Annotated in this window: 14 protein-coding genes; 6 read left to right on the forward strand and 8 right to left on the reverse strand. The window is 71.7% G+C overall.

Going from position 1 to position 18,764, the window contains the following annotated elements; genetic code table 11:
• The first annotated feature begins 4 nt into the window (after positions 1–4).
• On the forward strand, positions 5–661 hold the full coding sequence (locus C6361_RS00880) for a TIR domain-containing protein (RefSeq protein WP_107266416.1): 657 nt from the start codon (positions 5–7) through the stop codon (positions 659–661).
• Positions 662–696: 35 nt separating this feature from the next.
• On the opposite strand, the gene C6361_RS00885 is transcribed toward C6361_RS00880, so the two are convergent.
• On the reverse strand, positions 697–1,659 hold the full coding sequence (locus tag C6361_RS00885; RefSeq protein WP_199853189.1) for a helix-turn-helix domain-containing protein: 963 nt from the start codon (positions 1,657–1,659) through the stop codon (positions 697–699).
• Positions 1,660–1,846: 187 nt separating this feature from the next.
• Here C6361_RS00885 and C6361_RS00890 point away from each other — a divergent pair, with 187 nt between their 5' ends.
• The 4 genes from C6361_RS00890 (at position 1,847) to C6361_RS00905 (ending at position 5,314) form a co-directional block, all read left to right on the forward strand.
• The gene (locus C6361_RS00890) at positions 1,847–2,677 is read left to right on the forward strand and encodes an alpha/beta fold hydrolase (protein ID WP_107266418.1); all 831 of its coding nucleotides are present in this window, start codon (positions 1,847–1,849) and stop codon (positions 2,675–2,677) included.
• Positions 2,674–3,474, forward strand: coding sequence for an alpha/beta hydrolase (locus C6361_RS00895; protein WP_107266419.1), 801 nt, complete (start codon positions 2,674–2,676; stop codon positions 3,472–3,474). The genes C6361_RS00890 and C6361_RS00895 overlap by 4 nt, the downstream gene beginning before the upstream one ends.
• Positions 3,464–4,258, forward strand: a complete 795-nt coding sequence (locus C6361_RS00900) for an MBL fold metallo-hydrolase (RefSeq protein ID WP_107266420.1) — start codon at positions 3,464–3,466, stop codon at positions 4,256–4,258. Before C6361_RS00895 ends, C6361_RS00900 begins: the two co-directional genes overlap by 11 nt.
• A gap of 165 nt (positions 4,259–4,423) precedes the next feature.
• On the forward strand, positions 4,424–5,314 hold the full coding sequence (locus tag C6361_RS00905) for a phosphotransferase family protein (RefSeq protein ID WP_159079107.1): 891 nt from the start codon (positions 4,424–4,426) through the stop codon (positions 5,312–5,314).
• A gap of 36 nt (positions 5,315–5,350) precedes the next feature.
• Here the strand turns inward: C6361_RS00905 and C6361_RS00910 are convergent, their stop codons facing one another.
• The 6 genes from C6361_RS00910 to C6361_RS00935 are packed head-to-tail and all read right to left on the reverse strand — an operon-like array spanning position 5,351 to position 13,817.
• On the reverse strand, positions 5,351–6,943 hold the full coding sequence (locus C6361_RS00910; protein ID WP_159079108.1) for a hypothetical protein: 1,593 nt from the start codon (positions 6,941–6,943) through the stop codon (positions 5,351–5,353).
• On the reverse strand, positions 6,940–7,917 hold the full coding sequence (locus tag C6361_RS00915; protein ID WP_107266423.1) for a protein phosphatase 2C domain-containing protein: 978 nt from the start codon (positions 7,915–7,917) through the stop codon (positions 6,940–6,942). Before C6361_RS00915 ends, C6361_RS00910 begins: the two co-directional genes overlap by 4 nt.
• A gap of 2 nt (positions 7,918–7,919) precedes the next feature.
• Positions 7,920–8,609: a hypothetical protein gene (locus C6361_RS00920; protein WP_234359241.1), complete on the reverse strand. Its 690-nt coding sequence runs from the start codon at positions 8,607–8,609 to the stop codon at positions 7,920–7,922.
• The gene (locus C6361_RS00925) at positions 8,606–10,297 is read right to left on the reverse strand and encodes a hypothetical protein (protein WP_107266424.1); all 1,692 of its coding nucleotides are present in this window, start codon (positions 10,295–10,297) and stop codon (positions 8,606–8,608) included. Before C6361_RS00925 ends, C6361_RS00920 begins: the two co-directional genes overlap by 4 nt.
• A gap of 8 nt (positions 10,298–10,305) precedes the next feature.
• A complete protein-coding gene (locus tag C6361_RS00930; RefSeq protein ID WP_107266425.1) occupies positions 10,306–12,627 on the reverse strand; it encodes a hypothetical protein in 2,322 nt (773 codons plus the stop codon).
• The gene (locus C6361_RS00935; RefSeq protein ID WP_159079109.1) at positions 12,624–13,817 is read right to left on the reverse strand and encodes a toll/interleukin-1 receptor domain-containing protein; all 1,194 of its coding nucleotides are present in this window, start codon (positions 13,815–13,817) and stop codon (positions 12,624–12,626) included. Before C6361_RS00935 ends, C6361_RS00930 begins: the two co-directional genes overlap by 4 nt.
• A gap of 581 nt (positions 13,818–14,398) precedes the next feature.
• Here C6361_RS00935 and C6361_RS00940 point away from each other — a divergent pair.
• Complete coding sequence (locus C6361_RS00940) at positions 14,399–14,980, forward strand: hypothetical protein (RefSeq protein WP_107266427.1); 582 nt, start codon at positions 14,399–14,401, stop codon at positions 14,978–14,980.
• Positions 14,981–15,104: 124 nt separating this feature from the next.
• Here C6361_RS00940 and C6361_RS00945 read toward each other — a convergent pair whose 3' ends face one another.
• Positions 15,105–18,506, reverse strand: coding sequence for a glycoside hydrolase N-terminal domain-containing protein (locus C6361_RS00945; RefSeq protein WP_107266428.1), 3,402 nt, complete (start codon positions 18,504–18,506; stop codon positions 15,105–15,107).
• Positions 18,507–18,764: the final 258 nt, after the last annotated feature.

Consider the following 18,764-nt stretch of genomic DNA (forward strand, 5'->3'; position numbering starts at 1 on the left):
AGTCATGGCTGAGCAACGCAATCGGATCGGCAGGGTGAACGCCGACGCGGTGACCTTCGGCGAACGCAGCCCGATCCACGCAAGCCCCGCCGAACCCACGCCGGCTCGACCCCGCAAGGCGGGGAAGGGCAGACGGGTGTTCGTCATCCACGGTCGTGACCTGGCGGCCCGCGACGCGCTCTTCGACTGCCTCCGGGCTCTCGGGCTCACACCCATGGAGTGGGAGCGACTCGTTCGCAACACCGACTCCACCGTGCCGTCCCTGAAGGAGGTGATCAACAAGGCGGTCCGGGACGCTTCCGCAGTGATCGCTCTGCTGACGCCGGACGACATCGTCGAGCTGCATCCGACGCTGCGCGGAGCGACGGACAGTGCTGACGAGCACGGATCCTGTCAGGCCAGACCCAACGTGTTCCTGGAACTCGGTATGGCCCTCGCGCTGCACCCGGACCGCACGATCATTCTGGAAGTGGGCACGATGCGTCGTCCCACCGACCTCGCCGGTCTCAACTACGTCCACATGGATGCCTCCGGTAACTGGCTCAACAAGATGGCCAGCCGACTGGAAGGGGCCGGCTGTCCTGTCGACCGGACCGGCGATGACTGGCGGACTCTCGACCGATTCAACACACTGGCGGCACATGAGAGGAAGCCGCGCTGACGTCGGCGTAAACCGGAACGGTGGGTACCCCGCGGCTACGGGTGCCGGCGGGGTACCTCGGTGGAGATCCGCCGCCACTCGCCCGGGGTGAGCCCGTAGGTGGCGCGGAACCGTCGGGTGAAGTGGGTCGGGTCGGTGAAGCCCCAGCGGCGGGCGACGGTCGCGATCGTACGGCCGCGGCTCGCCGGTCGCTGCAACTCCTGCCGGGCGCCCTGAAGTCGTTCGCCGATGATCCACTGTTCCAGGCTGAAGTCGGCCTGGGCGCAGATCTTGTAGAGGTGGCGGAGCGAGACGTTGTGCGCGGCGGCGATGGTGGCCGGGCGCAGGTTCGGATCGGCGAGGTGCTGGCGGACGTAGGCGCGGACCCGGGTCAGCAGCGTCTCGGCGAGGACCGCGCGGCTGAGCGGCTCGACCCGGGCGGCCGAGACGAGCAGGGCACGGAGCAGCTCGACGCTGGCCCGGCCGAGCGCGTCGGCGGCGGGGTCGAGGCTGAGCCGCTCGGCGTCCCCGACGAGCTGGCTGACGTGGTTGGCGACCAGGCCGTACAGCGGGCTGGTGCGCAGGTTCGCCGCCGCCCGGCGGATCAGGTCGAGCGGGAGGCCGACCTGGTCGATCGGGACCTGGATGCAGCCGGCCGCGCCCTCGCCTGACCAGGAGAAGTCGTACGCCGCCGAGAGGTCGACCATCAGCATCTCGCCGGGCGGCACGACCTGGCGGTACCCGAGTTGCTCGTGCCGGCCGTCGCCGAGCCGCTGCACGGAGAGCGCGATGACCGGGGCGGCGTCCTGGCGGGCCTGCTTGGGGGTGCGCAGCAGCCGGAGGCCGGTGGAGCGGGCGGTGAAGATGTTGGCGCCCCCGAGGTCCCACACCTCCAGCCGGGTCCGGACCTCGCCGTCCGGATCCTCGTGGATCACGTACGACGGGACGGACGCCTGCATCATCGCCGCGTAGATCGCGTCGACCCGCTCGTGAGGTGGAATGTCCGCCGTATCCAACACGAAGCCCATTTACCCCGCCCGATGTGCACGCTCAGCCGACAACGGTGCACGCACAGCCCCCGACCCGACGCGCTCCGCTCAATAGGTTCGCATGCGGGTGTTACGAGAGGGTGCCGTGCCGCAGGGGGCGGGGCAACGCCCGGATCGTCGCCCGACTCCTCATCAGCGCGAGCGCGGGAGTGTATGCATGCCCTTCGTCACCACCGCCGACGACACGCAGATCTACTACAAGGACTGGGGCGAGGGGCGACCCGTCCTGCTCAGCCACGGCTGGCCGCTCAACTCCGACAGCTGGGAGGCGCAGCAGCTCTTCCTCGCCGAGAACGGATACCGGGCCATCGCGCACGACCGCCGTGGGCACGGCCGCTCCACCCAGTCGTGGACCGGCAACGAGATGGACACCTACGCCGACGACCTCGCCGCCGTCATCGAGGCACTCGACCTGCACGACGTCACGCTGGTCGGCTTCTCGACCGGCGGCGGCGAGGTGACCCGGTACATCGGCCGGCACGGCACCGCCCGGGTCGCCCAGGTGGTGCTGGTCGCGGCCGTACCGCCGCTGATGGTGCGGACCGAGGACAACCCCGGTGGCGTGCCGGTGGGGGTCTTCGACGGGATCCGGGCCGGTTCGGTGGCCGACCGTTCGCAGCTCTACCGGGACCTCGCCGACGGCCCGTTCTTCGGCCTCAACCGTCCGGGGGCGAGCGTCTCGCAGGGCGTGCGGGACGCGTTCTGGCGGCAGGGACTCCAGGCGGGACACCGCAACGCGTACGAGTCGATCGCCGCCTTCTCGGCCACCGACTTCCGCGCCGACCTGGACGCGTTCGACGTACCGACGCTGGTCATCCACGGCGACGACGACCAGGTCGTCCCCTTCGAGGTCGGCGGAAAGGCCTCCGCCGCCCGGATCAAGGGTGCGACGCTGCTCGTGTACCCGGGCGCACCGCACGGCATCACCGACACCCACAAGCAGCAGCTGTCCGAGGACCTGCTCTCGTTCCTGAGGAGCCTGCCATGACCAGCACGCCCGACACGATCGTCCTCGTGCACGGCTTCTGGGTGACGCCGCGCAGCTGGGAGCAGTGGATCACGCACTACGAGGCGAAGGGCTTCCGGGTGATCGCGCCCGGCTACCCCGGCTTCGAGGTGGAGGTCGAGGCGCTGCGGGAGAACCCGCAGATCATCACCGACGTTACCGTGCCGGCGATCATCGCCAAGATCGAGGGGATCATCCGGGAGCTGGACCGCCAGCCGATCATCATCGGCCACTCGGCCGGCGGCGCCTTCACCCAGATCCTGCTCGACCACGGCTTCGGCGCGGCCGGCGTCGCACTCAACTCCGCACCCACCGAAGGGGTACGGGTCGTGCCGCTCTCCCAGGTGAAGTCGACGCTCCCGGTGTTGAAGAGCCCGGCCAACCGGCGCCGGGCCGTCGGCCTCTCCTTCGAGGAGTGGAAGTACGCCTTCACCAACACGTTCACCGAGGAGGAGTCCCGCGCCCTCTACGAGCGCTACCACATCCCGGCCAACGGCGGCATCCTCTGGGGCAGCGTGCTCGCCAACTTCCAACCCGGCCACCAGGACACCTGGGTCGACTACCACAACGACAACCGGGCGCCGCTGCTCTTCGTCTCCGGCAGCGAGGACCACATCATGCCGCCCGCGATCCAGAGGTCGAACGCCAAGCACTACAAGTCCAACACGGTCACCGAGGTCGAGGAGTACCAGGGGTACGCGCACCTGCTGCCCGCGCAGAAGGGCTGGGAGGAGATCGCCGACCACGTTCTCGACTGGGCCCTCTCGCATGCCCGCTGAGGTCCGCGTCACGCACATCGGCGGCCCGACCGTACTGATCGAGGCGGCCGGCTGGCGGCTGCTGACCGATCCGACGTTCGACCCGGCCGGGCGCAGCTACGCGTTCGGCTGGGGTACCTCCTCCCGCAAGCTCGCCGGTCCGGCCGTACCTCCGGACGCGCTCGGGCCGGTCGACGCGGTACTGCTCACCCACGACCACCACGGCGACAATCTCGACGAGGCCGGCCGCCGGTTCCTTCCCTCGGCCGGGACCGTCGTCACCACCGTGTCCGGCGCGGGCCGTCTCGGCGGCGGTGCGCGCGGCCTCGCGCCGTGGGCGACGACCACCCTGCGGGGTGACGGCCGGCCGTCGATCGAGGTCACCGCCACGCCCTGCCGGCACGGGCCGCCGCTGAGCGGGCCGATCGTCGGTGACGTCGTCGGCTTCGCCCTGCGCTGGCCGGGGCAGCGGCACGGTGCCCTCTGGATCTCCGGCGACACCGTGCTCTACGGCGGTGTCCGGCAGGTCGCCGGGCGGATCCCCGTCGGGCTGGCGCTGGTGCACCTCGGCGGGGTCCGCTTCCCGGTCACCGGTCCGCTCCGCTACACGATGACCGCCCGGGACGCCGTCGAACTGCTCGGTGCGGTACGTCCGCACACCGCCGTGCCGGTGCACTACGAGGGGTGGCGGCACTTCCAGCAGCCCCGTTCCGTCATCGAGGCCGAGTTCGCCGCCGCCGCACCCGAGGTACGCGACCGCATCCGCTGGCTGCCGATCGGCGCCCCCACCGAACTGGAGACCTGACCCGTTCCTCGGATTGGCCAACGACGCCCGGGCCTGCTTCGAGGCGCGCGAACGGGCCCGGGATCTGCTGGCGACGGATCCACCCACGGCCGGCAATGTGGTGGCGCGCCGGCCCGGCGGTGGCTACCGTGCCAGGGTCGCGGCCCTCTAGCCGATGGAGCGGGATTGACTCTCGACAACGATCCTGATCTCACCGAGGGATCGGCGACATCGATCGTCACCCAGGAACTCGGCGTCCGGGCGACAGGTGCGCGACGGGTTGCCGGTTCCGTTGGAAACGCGACCTTCGTGGTGCGGGTCGCCAGCGGCGGCGATGTCGTGCTGAAGGTCGGCAGCCGCGATCTGCTGACCGCCGAGACGTGGGCCTGCGGTCGAGTCCGCGATGCTGGCATTCCCGGGCCGGAGGTCGTCACGCACCGGCTGGACACCGACGCGGTCGACACCGCGTTCATCATCATGCGGGTACTCCCCGGAGAGCCCACCCGCGACCTCGACGTCTGGCGCCAGGCCGGCAGATCGTTCCGCGCGGTGCACGACATCAGGCTCCCCGGGTACGGTGCGCTGGCCGTACGCCCCGACGAGGTCCGGGGCCGTCACGGGTCGTGGCACGACGCGCTCGACAGCGTCCTCGCGCGAATCCCGGATCTCGTGACGGCCGGTGTGCTGACCCGCGACCTGGGCGGCCATCTCGACCAGGCGATCAGGTCCTCCGGCATCATGACCTATCGAGAACCCGGTGTCCTGCTGCATCGGGACCTCAAACCGCAACACGTCTTCGCCGACCGGGCGCGACTGGCCGGGATCATCGACTGGGGCGATGTCGGCGTCGGTGACCCGATGCTCGACATCGCCCGCGTCTCCATGGCCGGGCAGGAGATCCTGTCGGCGTTCCTCGACGGCTACGGGCTGAGCCTGACACCCGAACTCGGCGACAACATCCGCGCCTATCGTCTGCTCTGGAACCTTGCGGCGCTCGCCTTCGAGTTCTCGGCCGGCGGCGACTGGTTCGACTTCTACCGGCGGAACATCCAGGCGGACCTGGGAGCCCGCGGATAGGCCCCGACCGGCCGGCGTCGGCCGGGCCCAGTGCGGTCAGCAGGGCCGGTGCTTCGCGGCCGTGGGGCGCAGCAGCCGGTAGCCGCCGCCCTGCCGGGTCAACTGGAGGGTGAGATCCCAGCGCGTACAGGTCTCGTCCGGCCTGCCCTTCGGGCCGTAGCCGGCGGCCTGGTTGCTGGTGAAGGTCACCCGGGCCCGGACCGGGTCCAGCCGTGGGTCCACCTGCACCAGCGCGACGTCCGAGTCCTCGGTGCTGGACATCGCCGCAATGAAGGAGTCGCGGCTTTTCGGCTTCGCCGGGTCGACCACGCCGTCCGGGTCGTAGAGCGCGAGCAGGGTGTCCCAGTCCTTGTCGTTGATCGCCCGGAAGTAGCCGTCGAAGAACTCGGCCACCTCGATCACCTCGGCGCTGTCACCGGCACCCGCCAGCCGGACCATACCGACCCGGTCACGCGGCGGCTCGGTGGAGAACCCGGTGCTCGGTGTCGCGGCCGTGCTCGGCACCGCCACCGGCGGCGGGACCACCCTCGTGCTCGCACTCTCGTCCCGGGCGCCGTCGTCCGTCCGGCCGCCGACCCAGACCAGCAGCACACAGAGGGCGGCGACGATTGCCGCGGCGGCGACGGCCCAGCGCGCGGTCCCGGACCGTGACGTCCGGGGTGGAGCGGTGCCGCCCGCTGGCCCGCCGGCCGCCCCCGGCACCGGGCCGCCGGTGGCGACCCGCCGCCGCTCCGAGCGCGGTCCCGGCTGCGGGGTGGGCACGATCTCGTCCGAGAGCGGCAGGACGGCGTCGAACGCGGCCGTCCACTCGGGCCAGTCGGGCCGCGCGTCCGGCTCCCGCCGGCTCCGGGCGGCGAGATCGGCGACGTCGGCGAAGAGTTTCCGCGCGGCCGTGAGTTCGGCCGGGTCGCGGGCGGCCTGATCCGACAGCAACAACCGGAGCACGAGCAGACCGAACTTGTACCGGTCACCCGCCTCGGTGCCGAGCGCCTCGCCCTCCGGCAGCCGCCAGTCCGGCGTTTCGACCTGCGGCGCCACGGAGTCGCCGTCGACGCAGACCGCATCGCAGTCGAGCAGGAAGCAGCGTGGCGGATCCACCGTCACCAGGACGTTCTTGGGGGAGAGGTCGCCCACCACGATCCGGTCGCCGTGCAGCACCGCGAGCATCCGGGCGAACTCGCGCAGCAGCCCGACCCGGTCGCGCTCCGAGACCCGCAGGCCGACCTTCGCCATGTACTCGATCGGGTTGAGCAGGAACTCCATCGCGAGTGGCCGGGGTCGACCGTCGCCCGGAAGGGTGAGCGTCACGGTGTATTCCGGCGGGGCCGGCGGCATGAGGAATCCGCGCAACTGCGCGCCGCGCCGGACGGCGGCGAGCGGCCACGCGGCCCGCTCGGCGAGCAGGGTACGCAGGTCGTCGCCGGCCGACGCGCGCAGCGCCACCAGCCGGTCGAGTACGTCGGCCCGCACCGAGGCGATCGTCCCCGGGTCGTACTCCTTGAACGCCAGCCGTCCCGGGAAGATCCCCGGCGCCTCCACCAGCCGGACCCGGCCCTGCCCGCCGGAGCCGAGTTCCCCGACCACGGTGAGCGCGTCGACCTCGACCGGCCCGCCGATGACCACGCTCATCCCGCCGCCCCCGACCGCCGGGGACGCGGCCACACCGCGACGAGCGTCCGGTCGTCGTCGAAGGTGTCCCGGGAGAAGTCGAGCGCGTGGGCCAGCCCCAGCATCGGCGGTGGCCGGTCGAGCAGCGTGCCGAAGAGGTCGCCGACCAGGCCGGTGCCGTCGCCGAGCGGATCGCCGAAACCGTCCGTTCCGATCAGCAGCACCGATCCGGTCAGCGACACCTCGACCGGTGCGATCCGCTCCGGCAGCCTGGGCAGGGCCGTCACCGCCGAGTCGACCATGCCGCCGCCGGAGTACTTCGACGGGAAGAGGCCGGTGAACCCGGAGCCGTCGAAGGTCCAGGCAGCGGAGTCACCGGCGCGGACCAGCTCGGCCGTCGCGCCGGAGCGGGTCGGCCGGACCACGCCGGTGACGATCGTCGTGCCGAGCCGCCGCTCCACGTCCTCGGCCCGCTCACCCGACCGCAGCCCGTACCGGCCGTGCCGCAGCAGCGCGTCGGCGGCGTCGGTCAGCACCCGCCGCCAGTCGACCCGGGTGCCACGGTCGAGTTCGTCCGCCAGCGCCTGAAGGGCGGCCTGACCGGCCAGCCTGGCGCCGACCTCGGCAGCCGTCGCACTGGAGACACCGTCCATGACCGCGAAGAGCACCGCTCCGGTCGGCCGGTGCAGCACGACACCCGCATCGTCCTGCCGGTACTTTCCGGCGTACCGGTGTGCGTTCCCGCGTACCGAGGCCATCCGGACCACGAAGTCCGGCGTCGTCCAGCCGTCGCAGACCGTGTCGGGCTGACGTCCCGGCGCCGGCCGGGGGTCGAAGGGGTCGGTGGGCTCGTCGACCACGATCGGCGCCCACTGCCCGGGTTGCGGCGGGTTGTGGATCCTCGGGTACCCACCGGGGTCGGCCGGCGGTTCGTCCCGGGTACTCCCGGCGGGGTTGGTGCGCGGATCGGCCGCCCGGCCGCGTCGCAGGAGCATCGTCACACCACGTCGATCGCCATGTGGAAGCCCTCCGGGCGGTCGACCCGGAGTTCGGCCGCGCCGTTCGCCATCGACCGGCCCGACTCGACCACGCTCTTGGTGAGCGCCGCGCAGAACTTCGCGATCGCCTGCCCGATGTCGGAGCCCTGGATCGAGACGAACGCGTACTCGGGACGCGTGGCGACCTCCAGGATCGTCCGCGCCTCGGCCCCGCCGATGCCGCAGGCGATGATGTTCGGCGCGCCGAGGGTCTGGTTCCGGTCGACGAGTTGCCGGTGGGACCGCCGCCAGTTTCCGCCGTCGCTGGGCTGACCGTCGCTGAGGAAGAAGACCGCCGGGCGGTGCACCGCGTACTCCTGCGACTTCAGGTGTCTGACATCGGCCGGGATCTGCTGGAGCAGCGCCTGGAACGCGGCGCCGAAGCTCGTGGCGCTCCGGCAGGCCAGCGGCGGCATCCCGTCGACCCGGCGCAGGTCGGCGAGGTGCATCCGCAGCACGGCGGTGTCGGAGAAGCCGATGACGGTGAAGCGCACCTTCGCCGCCGCCATCGGTTCGGCCAGCAGCGCCTGGTGCAGCGAGACGAGGCCCGCGTTCAGTTCACCGACGAGGTGCCGCATCGAGGCGGACTCGTCGGCGAGTACGTAGATTGGCAGTAGGTGCCCGCGTACGTCCGGCATGTGCTGGATCACTCTCCCTGGGGTGGCGGCGCAAGCAGTTCGGCGGCCGGGCGGAAACCGTCCGGCCCGGTGACGACGGAGTTCTGGTCGCCGTCGAGGACGGCGCGGCCGTATTCGACGACCCGGCGCAGGGCGAAGGCGCAGAATCGGCGGGCCGCCTCGGCGACGTCGCCGGCCGGGGCGACGAAGGCCAGCTCCGGCCGGGTCGCGATGCGCAGGACCGTCGGCGCCGAGGCCGGGCCGACGCCGCAGGCGATCAGGTCCGGGGCGTAGCGCTGACTGGCCCGGTCGGAGAGCCGGCGGTGCACGTCGGCCCAGGGCTGGTCCTCGGCGGGCCGGTCACCGGTGAGCATCAGCACCTGGGGGCGGCGCAGCGACGAGGTCTCCTCTTTGAGCGCGGCCGCGTCCCGTGGGATGCAGTCCAGCAGGCGGGAGAACGCGTCGGCGAGCCTGGCGGAACCGGCGCCGACCGTGAACGCCGGAAGCCGGACGCCCGGTCTCGCGGTGCTCAGGGGTATCCGGACGGCGGCCGTGTCGGCATAGCTCAGCACCGCCAGCCGGACCACCTCGGCGACCTCCGGGTCGGCGGCCAGGGTGTCGTAGAGCGAGCGCAGGCCGGCGTTGAGCGCGTCGATCCCGGCGGCCATCGCCGGTGACTCGTCGATCACCAGGTAGATCGGAATCAGGCCCGGCGGCCGGTTACCGGGCCGGTCCGCACCGTCCCCGGCCTCCGGCAGCGGTACGTCCCAGCCCGACGCCGTCGAGGGAGCACTGCCCAGCGCGACGTGCGGGTACCCGGAGGCACCGCGGACGACCTCGTCGCGGACCTGGCCCATGTCGTACGCCTCGACCAGGTTCCGGCCGGCCATGTACTCGAACTTCTCCCAGTTCCGCTTGTCCGCCTTCTCCCGCTCGACGGCGAGCCGGGCCTCCATGTCGGCGGCCATCTCCAGGGCTCGGGCGGTGTCTCCCGGGTTGTTCTCCAGGTGCAGCGCGAGCAGGTCCTGCATGCTGAACGGCCGCCCGGCGAGCGCGTCGCGTTCCCGGGCCCGCTGTTCGATCGCGCCGCTCTGCCGGATCAGGTCGATGTTGTTCGCCCGCCGGGCCTCGTCCGCGTTGCGCTCGTGCTCGGCGGCCTTGACGACGTTGTCCCGCTTGGCCTCCTCCTCCCTCTGGAGGTAGGCGACCGCCGCCGCGTCGGGTTCCAGCCGGGCGCGGCACATGTACAGCTCGATGCAGCCGCCGATCGTCACGCCGCGCCGGAAGCGGGCGTTGATCGCGTCCTCCGCCGCCTTGGCCTCCTCGATCGGGAAGGCGGCGGTGATGTCGCGGAACTCCGACATCAGATAGTCGGAGACCACCCGGAGCCCGTCCTGGATGTTGCGGCTCACGATCTGCCTCGGATCGGTCACCCGGAAGCCGACGTTCACCATCGTCGCGAAGTGGTAGATCCCGCCGCGCGCCGGCGGTGGCGAGCTGCGCAGCTCGATGGTGCGCTGGTGGTCGCTGAGGTCGACGTCGTACCTCGTCCGGTAGCGGAGCAGGAGTTGGTCGCCGAGCCCGATCGGCCGGCCGCCGTCCAGGATGTCGATCTGACCGCCGGCCGTCACGTACACGGCGGCGACGTGCGGGTCGCGGACCCGTTCGGTGGCATCGAACCGCGATACCGGTCCGGACCTGAGGATCAGTTGAACGGACATGCTCGGGTTCACCTCGTGGAGTGTTCGGGGGGCAGCACGGCGTTCACCGCCTGCGCGACATTCGGCATCGGAATCAGGGCGTCCTCGTCGTCCCAGCGACGGGCCTGGCGGGTGACCACCGCGCCCGCCCACGGGTCGAACTCGGCGACCGCCCGCACCAGCCGGGTGAACGCCTTGCGGATCGCGGCGTCGGACTCGGCGTAGCTGGCCCAGATGCGCAGCACGTGCTCCGCGACCGAGCTGTAGCGGCTGCCGGCCAGGGTGCGGGCCCAGGACTCGATAAGCGGCCGGCGCAGATGACCGTGACGGGTGGCCAGCAGCAGCAGCGTCGGCCACCTCGTCTTCGCGTCGTCCGCGCCGGTGACGTCGCTGAGCAGGTCCGCGGCGACGAACAGGAACATCAGCTGCGCGGTGTCCGTCCGCTTCGGATCTGCCAGGCACCGCTCGACGACGCCGTAGAAGAGCGGAAGGTACTGCTCCGGCTCCTCGGCCAGCAACGCCGCGAACCCTCGGCAGATGCCGAACTGCACCTGCAGGTCCGTGACCATGGCCAGCCGCTCCAGTGCCCGGACCGACCTGGTGGTGTCGGTACGGCCGAGCCGGGTGCCGTGTGCCAGCGCCGCCGTGGACTGCAACTCGGGACTGCCGGCCCGGTACCAGCCGTCGACGAGCCAGGTCACCGCGGTCTGCAACTCCGGCACCCCGGCCGCCACCCGGAGCACGTCGGCGACCGCCTCCCGGCGGTACGTGTTGTCACTGGCCGCCCACTCGTGCAGGACGGCACGGCGGACGTACTCGAAGGCCAGCGTCGCCAGGAAACCGACGGCTGTGCCCGCCGAGACGCGTATCTCGTCGGAGCGGTGCATCACCAGGTCGCCGAGCCAGTCGAGGATCTGGTCCTGGATCCGGTAACCCTTCCAGGCGCGTTCGATGACCCGGCGCGGATAGTCGGGGTTGCGGTACGAGATCTCGGTGGCCGGCGCGTACCCGTAGGGTGTCCGGATCGTCCCCTCCGTGGTGCGGGCCTGTAGCGTCCGCAGCAGCTGGATCGGCGGCATCCGGAAGGGATCCGGCCCGGCGACCCGCAGTGACGCGTCGTCGTCCACCACGAGCGGGCCACCGGCCGACAGGCGCTGGTGCAGCCGACGCGCGGCGGCGGCGACCTCCTCGAACGGCTGCCCGTCCAGCACCGCGAGGGCGATCGCGAAGCAGCGCAGCTCCAGGTCGGCGAGCCCGTCGAACCAGATGCCGAACTCGTCGACGTCCCGGCGCATCAGCATCGCCCGGATCCGGGCGACGTCCACCGTCTCCGACTCGCGGCTGAGCAGCATCGCCAGGATGGCGGCGACCTCGCAGGTGATGCTGTCCCGGTCGAGCTTCTCCCTGACCAGCTCGGCCACGGCCGGCTGCGCCAGCAGTCCGTCGGCCCGGGTCTCGTCGTCGAGGCGATATCTCAGATGGGTACGCAGGATCTCCCGCCGTGGTGGCGCCGCGGGCAGGCTTATCCGGTGCCGGAGCAGGCTCTCGTCCCGGATCGGTGCCTCCGAGCCGATGGTGAGCACGAGCCGCGCGTCGGCGGCCCTGAGCGCCGCCTCCAGCCGGTCGAAGGTGGAGGCGTCGAGCCGTCCGACGTCGTCGGGCTGGCAGAGCAGGAAGGCGGTACCGCGCTCGAACCGGCGTGCGGTGAGTTGCTCCGCCATCCGGCTCAGGTCGATCCGGGGATCGAGTTGGTAGATGACCTGGGATTCGACGCCGAGGAGGAGCCGGATCGCCATCGTGACCCGGCCGCCCCCGGTGACTCCCTGGAGCAGGACGCTGCGGCGGTCCTGGAAGTCGGCCCGGCAGGCGTCCCAGCGCTCCGGGAAGACGAAGGCGTGCCGGGCGTACTCCTCCAGGGTCGGCGCCAGCCTCGTCAGCGGCGCGCTCTGCTCCCCACCGGTGAGATAGAAGACGATCTTGTCGCCGGAGACGGCGTCGCCGCCGAAGCGCTGCTGCGCGTCGCGGACGAACTGGTGGCGGTCTGATCCGCGGCCCGGCTGGTCGGGCAGTTCGGGCAGCGCGTCGGCGCCGCCGGCCCGCTCGGTGCTCCCGGCGTCGCCTTCACCGCCCTGCTCCGGCGGTGTGGCCCCGGCCTCCGCGCCACCCTCGGGCGGCGGAGCGCCGCCGGCATCACCGGCGGCAGCGGGCCCGGCTGGTCCGCCCTCGGGTGCCGGTCCCGCGTTGGCCGGTGCCGCGGCCGGCTGGGCGGCCGCCGGTGATGCCGCTGCGGCGGGTGCGGCCGGTGCGGCCGCCGCGGCGGGTGCGGCCGGTGTCGGCGCCGTCCCGCTCATCGGTATCCCGCCTCGTCGCCGCGCACGACCTTGTTGCCGTTGACCCAGTCGCCGCCGACCTGCGGGCCGTGCACCGGTCCGTGGTTGTTGAACTGGACGCCGTGGTTGCCCGCCGGTGCCGGGCCGCCGCCGGCGGAATCCGGTGGGGAGGGGACGTCCGGCGCCGACCGGAGACCCGGCGGGGACGGGTACCCCGGAGCGTGTACCCAGCAGCGCTCCCTGCCGCCGGCGATCGGCACGGGCAGGTAGGTGGACGGATCGGCCACCAGCGGGTGCGCCCGCACCACGCCGTCGTAGAAGGCGTCCGGCAGTACGAGGACGAGGCCCGCCTTCGTCGCTCGACGCCGTACCTTGGCGACCGCCGGAAGGTCCAGGAGGTAGGCGAGCTCGTCACAGACGTCCGTCCGGCCGCTGCGCATCGTCGAGTGGTGCAGTCCGGCGCGGACGCGCAGCGGACCGCTCTCCGGGACGGGTTGGTCGGTCAGGACCGTCTCCAGCGCGCCGACCAGCCTGGAGAGCACCCGGATCGGCGGAACGGCCGCCGGGACGAAGAGTGTGAGCCTGGTCGGACGGGTCACCGTCTCGATGTCCGACATCTCCGCGTCCGCCGTGGCGCGGTCGATGGCCTGGTGCAGGGCGGCCACCTGCCACTCCCGGACCGGTGGTTCCAGTCGCAGCATCAGGACGGTGCCGTCCCGACCCGTCGCCGGCCCGGCGGCCGCAGCGGGCTCGCCCCGGGCGAGGGTGGCGAGTTCCTCGATCAGGAGGGGAAGGTCCCGCTGGATGCCCCGGGTGCTCAGCCACCGGTACTGCCGGTGCGCCAGTTCCGCGATGTCGTCCGGAAGGTTCTCGGCGCGGAGCGCGGGTACCTCCCCGACCAGGACCGGGACGACGGGGATCCCCATCGACAACGCCGCGGCGATCTCCCGCCGTACGAAGTCCTCGGGCTGGTCGATGCGCCTGCGCCCGCGACGGTCCCGGGCCAGCCACCGTTTCCCGATGACGACCACCAGCACCACGCTCTTGGCGAGACTGCCCCAGAGTTCGGGACGGTAGTCGCGTCCCAGTTCGATCGATCGGTTGTCCCGGAAGACCCGCTTCGGGCCGATCGTCGCGCACAGTTTCTCGTCGATAAGGACGGCCACGGCCGCCTCGTCGTCGGAACGGTAGTTGATGAATACATCCGGCACCAGGAAATCCTTACTAGGATGGACTCATTCCCGATCGCCGCGGCCGATGGAGCCAGTGCATCCAGAATCGCGCGGAGTTGCCGGCCGCCGCGCTTTCAAACGATGCCAATCGTCCCAACGCCGCCAAGCCGGGACAAGCGGTTGTTGGGTCCTTCGGCAATGGACAACGGGAAACATGAGACGGATTCGGTACGGCCCGACGACGCCGATCATGTGGAGCGGCCCCGCTGGATCCCCGAAAGGAGACCGACGATCGGGAGCGTCGGCGCGGACCGGCTGCGGCGGAAGGCTGAATGACCGGCCGGGCGAGCGCGCCGGTCGGCCACAGTTGTCGTACCCGCGGACCGGTCCGCCCCGGCCAGCCCCCGTGCGGAGCTGGCGTCAGGCGCCGGGCGGCGATTGCGCTGACACCGGGCTGTCGAAAACGCGCATCCTCGGGAATCGCCTCGTGCGCCGCCCGCGACTCCGTAGCAGGTCCGGGTCGGTGAAAACCCGCCATGAATGATCTTCGCCGAGTACTGTACTACTGTCCGTAATGGGCAAACAGTCGATCAAGGTTGTTTCAACACTCGGGGACCTCGATGTCGATCCGCGCGCGGCAGCGGCTACTCAGCCTCGCCGCAATCAGCACCGTGACGATGCTCGTCGCGCCGGCCGCTGCGGCGGCACCGCCGTACCCGCCACCCCCACCGCCGGACTGGATGGTGGAGGACCCCCCACTGAAGCCCGACTGGGCAGAGGTGATCAAGGTGAAGCCCTTCAAGCCGGAGGAGCCGATTCACCTGGGCCACACCGGTGGGATCAACATCAGGTTGTCGTTGCCCACCCCGCACCGGCAACGAATGGGCGCGAACGGGAACAGCGAGCTGTACACCACCGCCGACGAGGAGGGCGAGGTTCGGTTCGCCGTGACGTTCAGCGAGGCGGGTACGGCGACGATCGAGGCCACCGGGCTGGTCTCGGAGATAACCAGCAGCATGGACCTCACGGCGGTGGAAGACCCGCTACCACGGCTGTTGACGGCGAACGACTCCGCGGAACGCCCGCGCCCGGACGAGGAGAGCCGGAACAACCTGGCCCTCGCAGCGTCCACGGTACTGGCGGCACTGGCCGCCGGGACCGTAGCGCTCTGGCTGGTGCGGCTGCGGCGACGGCATCGCTGATGTCCGGAACCCCGTAGGCGTCCGCCGGTTCCGATGCCGGCGTCGCCGGCCTGGCGCCGCCCGGCGAGCGACCGGGGTCGGTCACCCGCCGGGCGGCGGAGGGGGTGGGCGGAACCTCGGACGGTCAGCCGAAGGCGCGGGCCTGCCAGCTCGACACCTGGTCCGCCGGTAGCGCCTCGGGCAGGATGGCGATCCGGTCGACCTCACCGGTGAGCCGCTGGCCGCCGTCCTGGTCGGCGCCGAACCGCAGCTCCCGGGTGGCGCAGCCGACGATGCCGCCGTCGGGCACCTTGGCCGTACCGGCCTGCTGGCCGTCGAGGTAGACGACGATGTTGCCGTCGTCGTCCATGGTGACGACCAGGTCGACGTACCGGCCGGTGGGCACGGTGGCGTTGCTGGTGACACCCGTACCGGAGCCGATGAACCGGAGCTGGTTGCCCGGGGTCAGGTCGATCAGGATCCCGTCGGTGCCGGGGTCGCCACCGGGCTGGAAGTCGAAGAGTCGCCGGTAGCTGCCGCTGGTGGTCACCTTGACCTCGGCCGCGAACGTCGCCTGCTCCAGATAGCCGAGGGTGGTCGGCGCGGTACGCAGGAACCGGTTGCCGTCGAGCACCAGCGCGCTGCCGGTCGGCCCGGCGGCGACGTACGCCCCGCCGGTCTGCACGGTCGCGGTCCGCCCGTTCGGCGAGTGGTCGGTCACCGTGTCGCCGGAGACCGGGTCCCAGGCCACCAGTGGCAGGTCCGGGGCCGGTCGGGCACAGGGCGGCGGGACCGGCAGCGCGATCGACGTGCCGGCGGTGGCCCGCCATTTGTCGTGGGTCAGCCGCGCCTCGATCCGGTTCGGACCGGGTGCCGCCGCGCCGCCGGGGGTGACGGTGAACCGGTAGGTTTGCGCGTCACCCGGCCACAGCCGGGGCACCTGGACCCGACCCGGCCGGACCTGCCAGCCCGCCGGCAGCACCAGCTTCAGCGCCGAGGGCGGCACCTTCTGGTCACCGAGCGCGGAGACGGTCACCGAGACCGTCCCCGACTCGTCGGTCTCCAGCGTCGCCGGAGCGTCGATGGTGAAGCCGACCTGGGCGGTGGCGACGTACCGGTGGCCGGCCCGGGCGGTGAAGGTCAGCCTGTCGCCCTTCGCCGTCCCGTTCACCTTCCTGCCGGTACCCGCGTCGACCAGCTCGTACGGGCCGGCGAAGAGCGGACTGCGCACCGTCACCTCGCCGGCCCGGTCGGCGGTCAGCGCGATCTCCGTGGCGGCCCCGGCCGACCACGTCGTGTCGACGGTCAGCCCGCCCCGGGCCCGCAGTCCGCGCACCGAGCCGTCGCGCCACGCGCTGGGCAGCGCCGGCAGCACGTGTACCTCACCGGTCTGGCTCTGCAACAGCATCTCGGCGATCCCGGCGGTCGCGCCGAAGTTGCCGTCGATCTGGAACGGCGGGTGGGTGTCCCATAGGTTCGCCAGGGTGCTCTGCCGCAACTGCTCGACCAGCATCTTGTGCGCGTGGTCCCCGTCCAGCAGCCGGGACCAGAAGTTGATCTTCCATGCCTTGCTCCACCCCGTACCGCCGTCGCCGCGCGCGGTGAGCGAGACCTTGGCGGCGGCGGCCAGCTCCGGGTCGTCCAGCGCGGTGATCTGCGCGCCCGGGTGCAGGGCGAAGAGGTGCGAGACGTGCCGGTGCTGGTCGTCCGGGTTGTCCAGGTCCTCCTTCCACTCCTGGAGCTGCCCCCAGGAGCCGACCCGCAGCCCCGGGTCGAGGCTGGCCAGCGCGTCGCGCAGCTCCCGCCGGAACGCGTTGTCGCCGCCGACGATCCCGGCCGCCTCGATCGTGTTGGTGAAGAGTTCCCAGACGATCTGCTGCGACATCGAGGCACCGGCGGTGAAGTCGCCGTTCTCCGGCGAGTAGCTCGGCGAGACCACCAGCCTGCCGTCGCGCGGGTCGACGACCAGCTCGTCGAGCCAGAAGAGCGCCAACTCCCTCATCAGCGGGTACGCCCGCTCGCGGAGGAACCGGGTGTCGCCGCTGAACCGGTAGTGCTCGTAGTAGTGCTGGGCCAGCCAGGCACCGGCCTCCGGGAACCAGAACGACTGCGGATAGCTGTGCAGGCCGGTGAAGCCGTAGACGTTGGTCTCGTTGTTCACCACCCAGCCCCGGTTGCCGTAGATCTGCTCCGCGGTGACCCGGCCCGGCGGCACCATCGCGTCGACGTAGTCGAAGAACGGGGCGGTGGTCTCCGACAGGTTGGTGGTCTCGGCCGGCCAGTAGTTCATCTGGAGGTTGATGTTGACGTGGTAGTCGGCGTCCCAGGGCGGGTTGGTGACGTTGTTCCAGACGCCCTGGAGGTTCGCCGGCAACGAGCCGGGCCGGGAGGAGGCGATCAGCAGGTAGCGGCCGTAGGCGAAGAAGAGCGCCTCCAGCGCGCGGTCCGCCGCCGACGCCCCGCCGCGATACTGCCGCAGCAGCTCGTCGGTGGGGATCGCCGGCATCTGCTGGCCGATGTCCAGGCGTACCCGGTCGAAGAGCGCCCGGTGGTCGGCGGTGTGCGCGGCGAGCAGGTCGGGGTAGGACTTCGCCGCCGCCGCGTCGACGGTGGCGGTGACCCGGGCGTGCGGGTCGGCTCCCCGGTACGTCGGGTACGTGCCGGCGTAGTCGGTGCCGGCGCCCAGCACCAGGGTGGCGGAGTCGGCCCCGGCCACCGTGACCGTGCCGTCGGTGCCGTCGGCGACCGTACCGCCGTCGGCGGTCACCTGGATCTGCGACTCGTATTTCAGCTTGTTGTCGTCGAGGGTGCCGGCGAAGGTGATCCGGCCGCCGCTGGCGGTGACGTTCTTCGAGCGGTTGTTCGGCGCGGTCACCCCGGCGGTGAAGCCGATCTTCCCGGGCCGGTCGGCGCCGAGCCGCACCACGAGTACCCCGTCGGGCTGGCTGGCGAAGTACTCCCGGGTGTAGCGCACGCCGTCGTGCGCGTAGGAGACCCTGGCGACCGCCCGGCCGATGTTCAGCTCGCGGCGGTAGTCGCCGACCGTGCCCGGGTCCTCGGTGAGTCGCAGCGACAGCTCCCCGAAGGTGTTGTACGACCCGAAGCCGCTCTTCGGCTGGCCGAGCCGGTTCGCCACCTCCTGCGGGCTGAGCCGGCCCCGCTCGTTGATCAGGCGCTGCACCTCCTCGATCGCGCCGGGGCGGGGCGAGGTCCAGTTGCCGAAGTTGTAGCCGCCGGCCGAGCCGGGGCCACCGGTCCAGAGCGTCTTCTCGTTGAACTGCACGGTCTCGGCGGCGACCCGGCCGAAGACCATGCCGCCGAGCGCGCCGTTGCCGATCGGCAGCGCCTGGGTCTCCCAGTCGGCGGCCGGTTCGTCGTACCAGAGGGTGAGCGGGTCCTCGGCGGAGGCCGCGCTGCCCGACGTGTGGTCGGGGGCGGCGGAGGCGGGGGTGCTGGTGGACCAGGTCGGCAGGAACGCGGTCAGCGCGGCCACCAGGGCGGCGGCCGTCCACCGACGCGGCGCGGGCCGCCGGTTGGGGTCATCCATTGCTGTCTCCGGGTCGTCCAGATGGGCCGGGGGAGAACTCTGGCGGGGCGGACGCCGCAGCCACGACCACGGGTCCGGCACGCATCCGATGTTTGGCGATGAGGTTACAAAGGACACCCGGGAGAAACAAGAGAAGATCTTGGTACGGGCTGCCTGGTCACCCGGGTATCCCCAGGTCGGTCCCGGGTTTCCGACGACGATGACGGCGGTCCCGAGCGGGCGCCGGTAGGCCGGCGATTACCGTCCCGCTCTTGTGCC

Origin of the sequence: Plantactinospora sp. BC1, assembly GCF_003030345.1 — a bacterium.
Classification (GTDB): domain Bacteria; phylum Actinomycetota; class Actinomycetes; order Mycobacteriales; family Micromonosporaceae; genus Plantactinospora.

Bases quoted from the DNA above. Each gene is read 5' to 3' on its own strand.
- C6361_RS00880 (WP_107266416.1), top strand. From the start codon at position 5: ATGGCTGAGCAACGCAATCGGATCGGCAGGGTGAACGCCGACGCGGTG.
- C6361_RS00890 (WP_107266418.1), top strand. From the start codon at position 1,847: ATGCCCTTCGTCACCACCGCCGACGACACGCAGATCTACTACAAGGAC.
- C6361_RS00895 (WP_107266419.1), top strand. From the start codon at position 2,674: ATGACCAGCACGCCCGACACGATCGTCCTCGTGCACGGCTTCTGGGTG.
- C6361_RS00900 (WP_107266420.1), top strand. From the start codon at position 3,464: ATGCCCGCTGAGGTCCGCGTCACGCACATCGGCGGCCCGACCGTACTG.
- C6361_RS00910 (WP_159079108.1), bottom strand. From the start codon at position 6,943: ATGAGCGTGGTCATCGGCGGGCCGGTCGAGGTCGACGCGCTCACCGTG.
- C6361_RS00915 (WP_107266423.1), bottom strand. From the start codon at position 7,917: ATGCTCCTGCGACGCGGCCGGGCGGCCGATCCGCGCACCAACCCCGCC.
- C6361_RS00925 (WP_107266424.1), bottom strand. From the start codon at position 10,297: ATGTCCGTTCAACTGATCCTCAGGTCCGGACCGGTATCGCGGTTCGAT.
- C6361_RS00930 (WP_107266425.1), bottom strand. From the start codon at position 12,627: ATGAGCGGGACGGCGCCGACACCGGCCGCACCCGCCGCGGCGGCCGCA.
- C6361_RS00940 (WP_107266427.1), top strand. From the start codon at position 14,399: ATGTCGATCCGCGCGCGGCAGCGGCTACTCAGCCTCGCCGCAATCAGC.
- C6361_RS00945 (WP_107266428.1), bottom strand. From the start codon at position 18,506: ATGGATGACCCCAACCGGCGGCCCGCGCCGCGTCGGTGGACGGCCGCC.